The 12,742-nt window shown below is 71.3% G+C and carries 13 protein-coding genes; 1 reads left to right on the forward strand and 12 read right to left on the reverse strand.

Features of this window, described 5'->3' with window-relative positions; translation table 11 throughout:
• Positions 1-67: 67 nt before the first annotated feature.
• Positions 68-2,593 carry an ATP-dependent Clp protease ATP-binding subunit gene (locus AC3IX6_RS15805; protein WP_266905902.1) on the reverse strand — a complete coding sequence of 842 codons (2,526 nt, stop codon included), beginning with the start codon at positions 2,591-2,593 and terminating at the stop codon, positions 68-70.
• A gap of 487 nt (positions 2,594-3,080) precedes the next feature.
• Between AC3IX6_RS15805 and AC3IX6_RS15810 the strand changes: the two genes are divergently transcribed.
• Positions 3,081-3,701 carry an SCO3374 family protein gene (locus AC3IX6_RS15810; protein WP_489370712.1) on the forward strand — a complete coding sequence of 207 codons (621 nt, stop codon included), beginning with the start codon at positions 3,081-3,083 and terminating at the stop codon, positions 3,699-3,701.
• Here the strand turns inward: AC3IX6_RS15810 and AC3IX6_RS15815 are convergent.
• The 11 genes from AC3IX6_RS15815 to AC3IX6_RS15865 form a co-directional block, all read right to left on the reverse strand.
• On the reverse strand, positions 3,683-4,021 hold the full coding sequence (locus tag AC3IX6_RS15815) for a histone-like nucleoid-structuring protein Lsr2 (protein WP_250752815.1): 339 nt from the start codon (positions 4,019-4,021) through the stop codon (positions 3,683-3,685). The genes AC3IX6_RS15810 and AC3IX6_RS15815 overlap by 19 nt on opposite strands.
• A 167-nt stretch (positions 4,022-4,188) precedes the next feature.
• Positions 4,189-4,719, reverse strand: coding sequence for an amino-acid N-acetyltransferase (locus AC3IX6_RS15820; protein ID WP_489370713.1), 531 nt, complete (start codon positions 4,717-4,719; stop codon positions 4,189-4,191).
• Between the two features lie 9 nt (positions 4,720-4,728).
• Complete coding sequence (locus tag AC3IX6_RS15825; protein ID WP_489370715.1) at positions 4,729-5,184, reverse strand: BlaI/MecI/CopY family transcriptional regulator; 456 nt, start codon at positions 5,182-5,184, stop codon at positions 4,729-4,731.
• Positions 5,185-5,295: 111 nt separating this feature from the next.
• Positions 5,296-5,469 (reverse strand): hypothetical protein, encoded by a 174-nt coding sequence (locus AC3IX6_RS15830; protein WP_250752807.1) that lies wholly within the window; start codon positions 5,467-5,469, stop codon positions 5,296-5,298.
• 14 nt (positions 5,470-5,483) lie between these two features.
• Positions 5,484-6,116, reverse strand: coding sequence for a hypothetical protein (locus tag AC3IX6_RS15835; RefSeq protein ID WP_489370716.1), 633 nt, complete (start codon positions 6,114-6,116; stop codon positions 5,484-5,486).
• A 72-nt stretch (positions 6,117-6,188) separates the two neighbouring features.
• The gene (locus tag AC3IX6_RS15840) at positions 6,189-6,374 is read right to left on the reverse strand and encodes a DUF397 domain-containing protein (RefSeq protein ID WP_489370717.1); all 186 of its coding nucleotides are present in this window, start codon (positions 6,372-6,374) and stop codon (positions 6,189-6,191) included.
• A gap of 264 nt (positions 6,375-6,638) precedes the next feature.
• Entirely contained in the window at positions 6,639-7,448 is an 810-nt protein-coding gene (locus AC3IX6_RS15845; RefSeq protein ID WP_489370718.1) for a type III pantothenate kinase, read from the reverse strand.
• 3 nt (positions 7,449-7,451) lie between these two features.
• Positions 7,452-8,450, reverse strand: a complete 999-nt coding sequence (gene nadC / locus AC3IX6_RS15850; protein WP_489370719.1) for a carboxylating nicotinate-nucleotide diphosphorylase — start codon at positions 8,448-8,450, stop codon at positions 7,452-7,454.
• Positions 8,451-8,452: 2 nt separating this feature from the next.
• Positions 8,453-10,246, reverse strand: a complete 1,794-nt coding sequence (locus AC3IX6_RS15855) for an L-aspartate oxidase (protein WP_489370720.1) — start codon at positions 10,244-10,246, stop codon at positions 8,453-8,455.
• A complete protein-coding gene (gene panC, locus AC3IX6_RS15860) occupies positions 10,243-11,274 on the reverse strand; it encodes a pantoate--beta-alanine ligase (protein WP_489370721.1) in 1,032 nt (343 codons plus the stop codon). The genes AC3IX6_RS15855 and panC overlap by 4 nt, the downstream gene beginning before the upstream one ends.
• Entirely contained in the window at positions 11,271-12,302 is a 1,032-nt protein-coding gene (locus tag AC3IX6_RS15865; protein WP_489370722.1) for a Rossmann-like and DUF2520 domain-containing protein, read from the reverse strand. The genes panC and AC3IX6_RS15865 overlap by 4 nt, the downstream gene beginning before the upstream one ends.
• Positions 12,303-12,742 lie beyond the last annotated feature (440 nt).

The following is a 12,742-nucleotide window of genomic DNA, read 5'->3' on the forward strand; positions in this document are numbered from 1 at the left end:
AAAGGGGCGGCCCCGGAACCTTTCGGTCCCGGGGCCGCCCCTTCGTACCGCTGTGAGCGGCTAGCGCTTACGCACCCTTGGTGAGGTCCGGGCCGGAGCCCGACGCCTCGATGGGGGGAAGGTCCGAGATCGGAGTCTTCTCCTCACCGCGGAAGGTGAACTTGGCTTCGTCGCCCTCACCCTCCTTGCCGACGACCACGATGTGACCGGGGCGCAGCTCGCCGAAGAGGATCTTCTCCGACAGGATGTCCTCGATCTCGCGCTGGATCGTGCGGCGCAGCGGGCGGGCACCCATGATCGGGTCGTAGCCGCGCTTGGCCAGCAGTGCCTTCGCTTCCGTGCTGAGCTCGATGCCCATGTCACGGTCCTTCAGGCGGTCATCGACCTTGGCGATCATCAGGTCGACGATCTGGACGATGTCTTCCTCGGTGAGCTGGTGGAAGACGACCGTGTCGTCGACACGGTTGAGGAACTCGGGCCGGAAGTGCTGCTTGAGCTCTTCGTTGACCTTCGCCTTCATCCGGTCGTATCCGGTCTTGGTGTCTCCCTGGGCCGCGAAGCCGAGGTTGAAGCCCTTCGAGATGTCCCGCGTACCCAGGTTGGTCGTCATGATGATGACCGTGTTCTTGAAGTCCACGACCCGGCCCTGGGAGTCGGTCAGGCGACCGTCTTCCAGGATCTGGAGAAGGGAATTGAAGATATCCGGGTGCGCCTTCTCGACCTCGTCGAAGAGGACGACGGAGAACGGCTTCCGGCGGACCTTCTCGGTCAGCTGGCCGCCCTCTTCGTAGCCCACGTAGCCGGGGGGCGAACCGAAGAGACGGGAAACCGTGTGCTTCTCGCTGAACTCCGACATGTCGAGGGAGATCAGCGCGTCCTCGTCACCGAAGAGGAATTCGGCGAGCGTCTTGGAGAGCTCCGTCTTACCGACACCGGACGGGCCGGCGAAGATGAACGAGCCACCGGGACGCTTCGGGTCCTTCAGACCCGCACGGGTACGGCGGATCGCCTGGGAGAGCGCCTTGATGGCGTCCTTCTGGCCGATGACGCGACGGTGGAGCTCGTCCTCCATGCGCAGGAGTCGCGAGGACTCCTCCTCGGTCAGCTTGAACACCGGAATGCCGGTCGCGGTCGCCAGGACTTCGGCGATGAGCTCGCCGTCGACCTCGGCGACGACGTCCATGTCGCCGGCCTTCCATTCCTTCTCGCGCTTGGCCTTCGCCGCCAGCAGCTGCTTCTCCGAATCACGGAGGGAAGCCGCCTTCTCGAAGTCCTGGGAGTCGATGGCCGACTCCTTGTCGCGACGCACGTTCGCGATCTTCTCGTCGAACTCGCGGAGGTCCGGCGGCGCGGTCATCCGGCGGATGCGCATCCGGGAGCCGGCCTCGTCGATCAGGTCGATCGCCTTGTCCGGGAGGAAGCGGTCCGAGATGTACCGGTCGGCCAGGGTGGCCGCCTGCACGAGGGCCTCGTCCGTGATGGAGACGCGGTGGTGGGCCTCGTAGCGGTCGCGCAGGCCCTTGAGGATCTCGATGGTGTGCTGGAGGGAAGGCTCCGCCACCTGGATCGGCTGGAAGCGTCGCTCGAGAGCGGCGTCCTTCTCAAGGTGCTTGCGGTACTCGTCCAGCGTCGTGGCACCGATGGTCTGGAGCTCACCACGGGCCAGCATGGGCTTCAGGATGCTGGCGGCGTCGATCGCGCCCTCGGCGGCGCCCGCACCCACGAGGGTGTGGAGCTCGTCGATGAACAGGATGATGTCGCCGCGGGTGCGGATCTCCTTGAGCACCTTCTTGAGGCGCTCTTCGAAGTCACCGCGGTAGCGGGAACCGGCGACCAGGGCACCCAGGTCAAGCGTGTAGAGGTGCTTGTCCTTGAGGGTCTCGGGGACCTCGCCCTTGACGATCGCCTGGGCCAGGCCCTCGACGACGGCGGTCTTGCCGACGCCGGGCTCGCCGATGAGGACCGGGTTGTTCTTGGTCCGGCGGGACAGCACCTGCATGACCCGCTCGATCTCCTTCTCGCGCCCGATGACCGGGTCGAGCTTGGATTCGCGAGCGGCCTGCGTGAGGTTGCGGCCGAACTGGTCCAGGACGAGCGAGGTCGAGGGCGTGCCCTCGGCCGGGCCGCCGGCCGTGGCCGACTCCTTGCCTCCGCCGGAGTAGCCGGAGAGCAGCTGGATGACCTGCTGCCGGACTCGGTTGAGATCGGCGCCCAGCTTCACCAGGACCTGGGCGGCGACGCCCTCGCCCTCGCGAATGAGGCCGAGCAGGATGTGCTCGGTGCCGATGTAGTTGTGGCCGAGCTGGAGGGCCTCTCGGAGCGAAAGCTCCAGGACCTTCTTCGCCCGCGGGGTGAAGGGGATGTGGCCGGAAGGGGCCTGCTGCCCCTGTCCGATGATCTCCTCAACCTGCTGGCGAACAGCCTCGAGCGAAATCCCGAGGCTCTCCAAGGCCTTAGCGGCGACACCCTCACCCTCGTGGATCAAGCCCAGGAGGATGTGCTCGGTGCCGATGTAGTTGTGGTTGAGCATCCGGGCTTCTTCCTGAGCCAGGACGACAACCCGCCGCGCGCGGTCGGTGAACCTCTCGAACATCGTTTATCGCTCCTCAGAGCGGTCGGGCAGTTCGGGGTCGGTCCCCGCCCTGTCCTTCCGCATGCTAGTCCCGCGGGGCGGGACAGCTCATTCCAACTGCCGACATCCGTCCGCGGCTCACCCTCACGTCCGTGGGAAAACCCGGCTGTAAGTGCCGACAACTGCTCCAACCCGATGGTGCGAGACGATGTTCCCGCAGGCCAGGCAGATACCCGTCACACGTGTACGCCGATGGCGAACGGAAGCCGGTCTCGAACCCTGCAAAACAGCGTGTCGCCCCGATCCACTAGGAATGTCTTACCCGTAAGAGCGGACAGTTCACGCTGGTGGACGACTGTTCCCTCCGCTACGGGCGAACACGCATCCGTCCCGAATGTGAGACTCCGGCTCCCCGGACGTTTACGTTCCGCATTGATGCGAGTGCCCTGCGTCACATCGGGCGTCCCCTCCCGCGTAACTCCGAAGCGTTTCCGCAGTTGCTCCGGACATGGCCCTCACCGCGCCGCCCGCCGCAGAAGCCGCCGAAGCCGCCGCGCTGGCGTCCTGGTACGAACACCTGCTCGGCTGGCCCGTGGCCGGCGGTCCGCCCGCGCAGCTGGTGACCGGGGTGCGGTTCGACGTACTGGAGCTGCCGGCCGATGCCGGCGCCGCCGTGCTGCGGAGGCCCGTGGTCACCGGTCCCGTGGCCCTGATGGGGCGCAGGATGCGATTCCTGGTGGCCCCGGGGAGCGCCGACGAGCTGGAAGGGCTGCTCGACTGGCTGGAGTGGGGCGGGGTGGCCCTGGATCTCGCCGCCCTGGGTACGGGTGGCCGGATCACCGCTCCGGTGCCGCCGGGACACCTGGTGGGGCCCGGGGAAAGCCCTCAGGGGGCCGCCGTGTGGCTGCGGCCCCCCGAGCAGGGGTGTGAGGCACTGCTGCCCGCCCTGCCCGTCGTGGGGCAGGGCTCCGGGCCCGGTCGTGGTGCGGACACCGCCGGGCCCGGTCTCGTACGCCTGGTCGCGGCGGCGGCGACGGAATGCCACCGGGCGCGGCTGCGACGGCGTACGGCCGCTGCGCATCGCATCGGCACCGTGGATCCGACCGGAGGTCAGCCGCGGTTCTCGTAAGCCTCGCGGATCTCCTGCGGAACGCGTCCGCGATCGTTGACGCTCATGCCCTGGGCCTTGGCCCAGGCGCGGATCTCGGCCGTGTCCGGGTTGCCGGACGTCGCGGCGGCGCGGCCGCCCTTGGTACGACCCGCCGCGGCACGGCCACCGGTGCGGCGACCGCCCTTGGTGAACGGGTCGAGGAGGCCGCGGAGCTTTTCAGCGTTGGCGGTGGTGAGGTCGATCTCGTAGGTCTTGCCATCCAGAGCGAACGTCACCGTCTCGTCCGCCTCGCCGCCGTCGAGGTCGTCGACAAGAAGGACCTGAACCTTCTGTGCCACCGGGATTTCCTTTCATCGAAAAGCAGTACGCGGAAAGGAAACCGCTTTTGCCTGGAAAACACAAACCCCCCGTCACGGGTTCGGGTCCGCAACGGGTCGGGAAACATGCGCGATTCGGACATAGGCCACGGACCCGTGGGCTCCCGTGAAATCCCCGTCGTGATCGGTCAGAGGTGCAGAAGCATCCGGCTGTTGCCCAAGGTGTTCGGCTTCACTCGTTCGAGACCGAGGAACTCGGCGACACCCTCGTCATAGGAACGCAGCAGCTCCATGTACACATCGGTCTCGACCGGGGTCTCGCCGATCTCGACGAAGCCGTGCTTCGCGAAGAAGTCCACTTCGAAGGTCAGGCAGAAAACCCGGCTGACACCTACCCTCCGGGCGGTCTCCAGCAACTTGGCGAGCACCAGATGTCCGACTCCCACGCCCTTCAAGTCGCGGTCGACGGCAAGAGTGCGGACTTCGGCCAGGTCTTCCCACATCACGTGGAGCGCACCGCAGCCGACCACCTGGCCATCGGAGTCGCGTTCCGCGACCCAGAACTCCTGGATGTCCTCATAAAGGACGACCGGCGCTTTGTCCAGCAGGATCCGCTGCTGTACGTACTGGTCGAGCAGGCGGCGCAGCGCGGGAACATCACCGGTGCGCGCTCGGCGGATCGTCACTGTTTTTGCATGTGCAGCGGAAAACTCACCCATGCCCGGACGTTATCGCCCCGGCTCGGTGCCCGGTGCCGCGGAGTCGCCTTCGGCATCGGGCGGCGGCGGCGGGGAGTCGGCGGACTCCGGGGAGCCTTCCGGTTCAGCCGGCTGCACGATGCGCACGGCGTCCCTGAGTGCCTCGCGCTGTTCCGCCGACATCATGCCGAAGAAGGCCACGAGGGCGGCTGCGGGGTTGTCGCTCGTCGACCAGGCTTCGTTCATCAGTGCGGCCGAGTAAGCGGCCCGGGTGGAGACCGCCGTATATCGATAGGCGCGGCCTTCCGCCTCGCGGCGGACCCAGCCCTTCTGATGAAGATTGTCCATAACGGTCATGACCGTGGTGTACGCGATGGACCGTTCCTGCTGCAGGTCTTCCAGGACCTCGCGAACGGTGACCGGGCGGTTCCACTGCCACACCCGCGTCATGACTGCGTCTTCGAGTTCTCCCAAGGGGCGAGGCACAGCAGCACGATAGTGCGGGTTGTGGTGAATTGCGCGGCTATCCGGGCGGCAAGGCGCAACAAAATCGGGCGCACGGCTGGAAGCCGTACGCCCGTCCCCGTGGAGGGGGGCCTACTTCTGGGGCTGGGACTGCTGAGCGGCCTCGGCGCGGGCGAGCACGGCGTCGACGGCCGCGTCCTCCTTGGCCTTGTTGGCACCGCCCTGGCTCTTCACGATCGTCACGACGAGCGCGATGAAGAACACGGCCATCACGAAGGGGGGCACGAGCGCGGAAACGTAGTCCATGCCCCCCAGCCTAGCTACCCCACCGCGCGCCCGGCCTCCGGGGGCGCGGTGGGCTTGCGGCGGGGCGGGAAGACCTCGCCCGGGGTCGGGATGGGGCGGCCCGGGCGGTCGTCGGGGCGCGGTTCGGGCTTCGGGCGAGCGGGGTCGCCCTCCTTGTCGGTGCCCTTGCCGGCGCCCTTGTCCGCGCCGCGCGCGTCCGTGCCGCCCGCGAGGGTCAGCAGCCGGGTGCGCGGCGCGGGCGCCGTGGACAGCCTGCGGCGCACGGAGCGCTCCGCGATGGTCTGGGCCCGCTCCAGCAGCGCGCCGGCGACCGGGTTGGCGCGCAGCGCCCGTAGGGCCGCGAGGTCGTCCGGCACCGGTTCGTAGCCGGCGGCCAGGGCGTCCTGCAGCAGCTCCAGGTAGCCGGAGAGGCTGCCGGGCAGCGCGGCTCTGTACCGCGCCAGGTCGGCGAGCAGGAACGCTCTGAGCCTCCCCGCCTCCTGGACCGCGTCGTCCACCGACGCCGCGAGGCGCAGGCAGTCCTGGACCTCGACGGCCGTCAGAGGGGCCGTCGAGGACTGAAGGGCGTGAGCGAGCGAGCGCCTGAGCACGTGAAGCTCATCGGCACCGAACGCCATGCCGCCGCGGGATCCGTAGGGCGTGGGCATGGGCCGAAGATACGCGCTAATCGGACAAAATCCCTTGAGTGGACACGTACAGGTCGCGTGTCGGAAAGGCGTCTAGTCCGACTGCTTGACCACGCGCAGGAAATCGGACCAGGCGGCCTGGGTGGTGGCGAGGACCAGATGGGCCGGGTCGGCGCGGTCCGCCACGCGGACCAGTGTGCCGGGGGCGGCACTGACGTACACGCAGTTGTCCCCCTCGCCGCAGAACGAGGACTTCTGCCAGGCGGGCCGAGCGGTCATGACGTCTCCTCCGGTCACAGGCGCTGTGGCGCCGGGGACGGGCTCCCGGAACATCTCGTGGGGCACGTTATCCCCGCGCTGGCCGTGCTCCGGCCATTTCCCGGGAAATTGTCATGGCGGGCGTCAGGACGCGGTAAGGACGCCGGAAGAGCGGGGAAGAGCGGGGAGAAGAGCCGGGAAGAGCGGAAAGGCACGGAAACGGCCCCCGGCCTCCTGAAGGAGGGCGGGGGCCGTCGGGGTGCTCCGGCGGCGGGACCGGGGTGGTCAGCCGAAGGTGGGGGCGTTGCGTTCGTAGACCAGGCGCAGGCCGATCAGGGTGAGCCAGGGCTCGTGGTCGTCGATGGCCTCGGCCTCGCCGAGGACGATCGGGGCCAGGCCGCCGGTGGCGATGACGCGGACGTCGTCGGGGACGCCGTTCGGGCCGGCCAGCTCCTTGGCCATGCGGCCCACGATCCCGTCGACCTGGCCGGCGAACCCGTAAACCACGCCCGACTGCATCGCCTCGACCGTGGACTTGCCGATGACGTTGCGCGGGCGGGCCAGCTCGATCTTGCGGAGCTGGGCGCCGCGTACGCCGAGGGCCTCCATGGAGATCTCGATGCCCGGGGAGATGACGCCGCCGACGTACTCGCCCTTGGCGGAGACCGCGTCGAAGGTGGTGGCCGTGCCGAAGTCGACGACGATCGCGGGGCCGCCGTAGAGCTCGGCGGCGGCGACCGCGTTGACGATGCGGTCCGCGCCGACCTCCTTCGGGTTGTCCATCAGGATCGGTACGCCCGTCTTGGTGCCGGGCTCCACGATCACCGCCGGAACGTCCCCGTAGTAGCGGCGGGTCACCTCGCGGAGCTCGTGCAGCACCGCCGGCACCGTCGAGCAGATCGCGATGCCGTGGATGCCGTCGCCCAGTTCGTTGCCGAGCATCGGGTGCATGCCCATCAGGCCCTGCATCAGCACGGCCATCTCGTCGGCCGTGCGGCGCGGGTCGGTCGAGACGCGCCAGTGCTCGACGATCTCGTCACCGTCGAACAGGCCAAGGACCGTATGGGAGTTGCCCACGTCGATGGTGAGGAGCATCGGTTACACCGCCTCGCGCAGATCGAGGCCGATGTCCAGGATCGGGGAGGAGTGGGTCAGCGCGCCGACCGCGAGGAAGTCGACGCCGGTCTCGGCGTAGGCGCGGGCGGTGTCCAGGGTCAGGCGGCCCGAGGACTCCAGAGTGGCGCGGCCGGCGACCAGGGCGACGGCCTCCGCGGTCTGCTCCACGGTGAAGTTGTCGAGCAGGATCAGGTCGGCCCCGGCCTCCAGGACCTCGCCGACCTGCTTCAGGGTGTCGACCTCGACCTCGATCGGGACCTCCGGGAAGGCCTCCCGCACGGCGGTGAAGGCCTGGACGACCCCGCCGGCCGCGACCACGTGGTTGTCCTTGACCAGCGCCGCGTCCGACAGCGACATGCGGTGGTTGACCCCGCCGCCGCAGCGCACCGCGTACTTCTCCAGGGAGCGCAGGCCCGGGGTGGTCTTGCGGGTGTCGCGGACCTTGGCGCCGGTGCCCTCCAGGACCTCGGCCCAGCGGCGGGTGGCCGTCGCGACGCCCGACAGGCGGCACACGATGTTGAGGGCGCTGCGCTCGGCGGTCAGCAGGTCCCGGGTGCGCGAGCGCACCGACAGGAGCACGTCGCCGGCCTTGACGCTGTCGCCGTCCTCCGCGTGCCGCTCGACCTCGAAGGACTCGGTGCACACGACCGAGAACACGGCCTCGGCGATGCGCAGGCCGGCCACGACGCCGTCCTCGCGGGCGACGAAGTCGGCGATGGCCTCGGCCTCTTCGGGGACCGTGGCGACGGTGGTGACGTCGACCCCGCCGTCCAGGTCCTCGGAGAGCGCCATGTGCGCGATGTCCTCGACCTCGATGGGGTCCAGGCCGGCTTCCTCGAGCAGTTCGGCGAGGGCCGGGTCGAGGCCGGACTCCTCGCCTTCGCCGCAGGCGCAGTCGTCGCCGCAGCCGCCGCCTTCGCTCTGGCCCACGAGGGGGAGCTCGGCGTGCTCGTGGTTGTGGTCGTGCTCGTGCGTGCTCACGGTTACGGCTCCAGGCTTTCGTTGCTGTGGGTGCCGGCCGTGGTGTCGGTGCCGGCTGTGGTGGCTGTGCTCAGGGGGATCCGTACGGACGGGAAGTCCGCCGAGTCCGTGGGGGTGACGACCAGGGCCCGCCGCTCGGTCTCCGACAGGCGGACGACCAGGTGGCGCCGCCAGTCGGTGTCGTCCCGGTCGGGGTGGTCCTCGCGCCAGTGGCAGCCGCGGGTCTCCGCGCGCCGCTGGGCGGCGGCGACCAGCACCCGGGCCACGCACAGGAGGTTGGTGGCCTCCCAGGTCTCGGTGCCGGGGACGGCCGTCTTGCCCCGGGTCTCCAGCTCCGTCAGCGCCGTCGCGTACAGGGCTTCGAGCGCGGCGGCGGCCCGGCGCAGCGACTCGGCGGAGCGGAGCACGCCCGCGCCGTCGGTCATGATGCGCTGGATCTCGTAGCGCGCCTCGGCGGGCTGGAGGGGGCCGGTGGCCGGGACGGGGATGCCGGGGCCGTTGCCCACGGGCGGGTTCCCGATGATGTCGTCGGCGATGCGCTCGGCGAAGACCAGGCCTTCGAGGAGGGAGTTGGAGGCCAGGCGGTTCGCGCCGTGCACCCCGGTGCAGGCGACCTCGCCGCAGGCGTACAGCCCGGGGACGGTGGTGCGGCCGTGCAGGTCGGTCCGTACGCCGCCGGAGGCGTAGTGCGCGGCCGGGGCGACCGGGATGGGCTCGGTGACCGGGTCGATGCCGTGCGAGCGGCAGGCGGCGAGGATGGTGGGGAAGCGCTGCTCCCACATCTCGGCGCCGAAGTGCCGGGCGTCCAGGTACATGTGCTGCGTGCCCTGCTCCTGCATGCGGCGCATGATGCCCTTGGCGACGATGTCGCGGGGGGCGAGCTCGGCGAGCTCGTGCTGGCCGGTCATGAAGCGGACCCCGCCGGCGTCGACGAGGTACGCGCCCTCGCCGCGGACGGCCTCCGACACCAGGGGCTGCTGGCCCTCGGCGTCGGCGCCGAGGAAGAGCACGGTGGGGTGGAACTGGACGAATTCGAGGTCGGAGACCTCGGCGCCGGCGCGCAGCGCGAGGGCCACGCCGTCGCCGGTGGAGACCGACGGGTTGGTGGTCGCGGAGAAGACCTGGCCCATGCCGCCGGTCGCCAGGATCACGGCGGGCGCGTGGACGGCGCCGACCCCGTCGTGCTGGCCCTCGCCCATGACGTGCAGGGTGACGCCCGCGGTACGGCCCTGCGCGTCCAGGAGCAGGTCCAGGACCAGGGCGTTCTCGACGGTCTCGATCCCGGCGGCCTGGACGGCCTCGACGAGCGCGCGGGAGATCTCGGCGCCGGTGGCGTCCCCGCCGGCGTGCGCGATGCGGCGGCGGTGGTGGCCGCCCTCGCGGGTCAGCTCGATCTCGCCGGTCTCGGCGGAGGTGTCGAAGACGGCGCCGGTCGCGATGAGGCGGCGTACGGCGTCGGGGCCCTCGGTGACCAGGAGCCGGACGGCGGCCTCGTCGCACAGGCCGGCGCCCGCGACGAGGGTGTCGTCGAGGTGCTGCTCGGGGGTGTCCCCGTCGCCGAGGGCGGCGGCGATGCCGCCCTGGGCCCAGCGGGTGGAACCGTCGTCGAGGCGGGCCTTGGTGACCACGACGGTACGGCGGCCCGCGGCCGCGCAGCGCAGTGCGGCGGTCAGTCCGGCGACTCCGGACCCGACGACCACGACATCGGCGTCTACGGACCAGCCGGGCGCCGGGGCGTGGAGCCGTATGCCGGTGCTGGTGCCCGCGGTTGCGGGGCCTCTGCCTGGGGTGCTCACGGTTGTGCTCCGAACTCCAATGGGATGTTGTCGATCAGCCGGGTCGCGCCCACCTTCGCGGCGACGGCCAGCACGGCCTGACCGGTGAAGCCGTGGCCGGCCTCGGTGAAGTCCTGGGGGTCCACCAGCGCCAGGTAGTCCAGGACGAGCGGCGGATCGTGGCGGCCCGCCTCCTCCAGGACGTGCCGCGCGGCGGCCCGTACGGCCTCCGGCAGCCCGGCGCCCGCCGCGGCGACGGCGTGCGCGTCGGCGGAGGCGCGGATCTCGCCGAGCCGGGCCAGGCCGGTGGCCCGCTCGTCTCCGGCCGGGGGCCCCTGCGCCTCGGCGCGGGCGCGCAGCGCGGCCTGCGCGGCGAGGCGGTCGCGGCCGGCGAACAGGGCGCGGGAGAGGGCCAGGGCCGTGCCGCGCTCCTTGGCGGAGAGGTAGCGGTTGCGGGAGGACAGCGCGAGCCCGTCCGGCTCGCGGACGGTCGGTACGCCGACCACCTCCACGGGGAAGTTCAGGTCGGTCACCATCCGCCGGATCAGCGCCAGTTGCTGCGCGTCCTTCTGGCCGAAGAAGGCCAGGTCGGGGCGGGTGAGGTGGAGCAGCTTGGCGACGACGGTCAGCATGCCGTCGAAGTGGCCGGGGCGGGTGGCGCCTTCGAGGCGGCCGCCCATCGGGCCGGCGGTGATCCGGACCTGGGGGTCGCCGCCGGGGTAGACCTCGTCGGCGGCCGGGGCGAACACGGCGTCGGCTCCGGCCTCTTCGGCGATGAGCAGGTCGGCGTCGAGGGTGCGGGGGTAGCGGTCGAGGTCCTCGTTCGCCCCGAACTGGAGGGGGTTGACGAAGACTGTGACCACGACCTGGCCGGTGGGGCCGACCTGTTCGCGGGCGGTGCGGACCAGGGTGGCGTGGCCCTCGTGGAGGGCGCCCATGGTCATGACGACGGCGCGGCGGCCGGCGGGGGCGGCGGCATCGGCATCGGCGTTGGCGGTAGTGGCGCGGGGCAGGCGGTGCAGTGCGTCCGCGGTGTCGAGGAGGATCACTGGTCGCCGCCGCCTTCGATTCCCTCGGGGCCGGAGATGGGACCGGGGCCTGGGCGGCCGGGGTCGATGCCGTTCGCGCCGTCGGCGAGTACGCCGAGGAGGTCCGCGGCGAGCTCGGGCTTGAGCAGACCGTGCGCGAGGGCGCGGTCCGCGGTCGTACGGGCCATCGCGAGGTATCCGGCGACGGTGCCCGGGGCGTGCTTGCGCAGCTCCGATACGTGCGCGGCGACGGTACCGGCGTCACCGCGGGCCACCGGGCCGGTCAGGGCCGCGTCACCGGAGCGCAGGGCGTTGTCGAGGGCCGCGCCGAGGAGCGGGCCGAGCATCCGGTTCGGGTGCTCGACGCCCGCCTTGGCCAGCAGCTCCATCGACTGGGCGACCAGGGTGACCAGGTGGTTCGCGCCGAGCGCGAGGGCCGCGTGGTAGAGCGGGCGGTTCACCTCGGCGATCCACTCCGGTTCCCCGCCCATCTCGATGACCAGGGCCTCGGCGGCGAGCCGCAGCTCGTCGGGGGCGGTCACCCCGAAGGAACAGCCCGCGAGGCGCTGCACGTCGACCTCGGTGCCGGTGAAGGTCATCGCGGGGTGCAGGGCCAGCGGGAGCGCGCCCGCGCGGCGCGCGGGGTCGAGCACGGAGACCCCGTACCGCCCGGAGGTGTGGACGAGGAGCTGTCCGGGGCGGACCGCGCCGGTCTCGGCGAGGCCCTCCACCAGGGACGGCAGGGCGTCGTCGGGGACGGTCAGGAGCACGAGGTCGGAGGCCTGGAGCACCTGTGCGGGAGAGACGACGGGCACACCGGGCAGCATCCGCTCGGCCCGGCGCCGGGAGGCGTCGGAGACGCCCGACACGGCGACGGGACGGTGCCCCGTCTGCTGCAGGGCGCAAGCCAGCGCGGGACCGACCCGGCCGGCTCCGACGACACCGACGGCAAGCCGGGCGGGGCGCTCCGCCTGGGGGGCTGTGTTCACGCGGGGGAGGCCTTCCGCTCCGTTCCGGTCCGCGGGGGGTACCGGACGATACGTCGCCATGCTAGCTGCTGGCGTGTGGGCCGGTCGGCGATGATCGGGGGATGAACCAGGACACGGAGCGGACGGTCACCACGGGTCCCGCGGCGGCCGCAGGGGCGGCGGAACGGGTCACGGGGGCGGAGCCGGGCCCGGGGGCGCCCCTGGGCGCGGAGCGGGGCGCGGGTGCGGAGCCGGAGCCGGGGCCGGAGCCGGGCTCGGAACCGAGCGCAGGATCGGAGCCGGGGGCCAGCGCGGGCCCAGGGTCCGACTCCGGCCGGGGGGATGGGCCGGGGCCGGGCAGGAACACGGGTGTGCAGCGGATCGCGGAACCGGACGCGGCAGCCGAACGGGCCGCAGGCGCGAAGCCGAGCCCGGAGCGGATCCCGGACGTGGCCGGGGAACGACCGGCCGGGCGGGTGACAGACCTCGAGGGGGAACCAACGGCCGGGCGGGTGACGAGC

Source organism: Streptomyces sp. GL_141, from assembly GCF_057834385.1.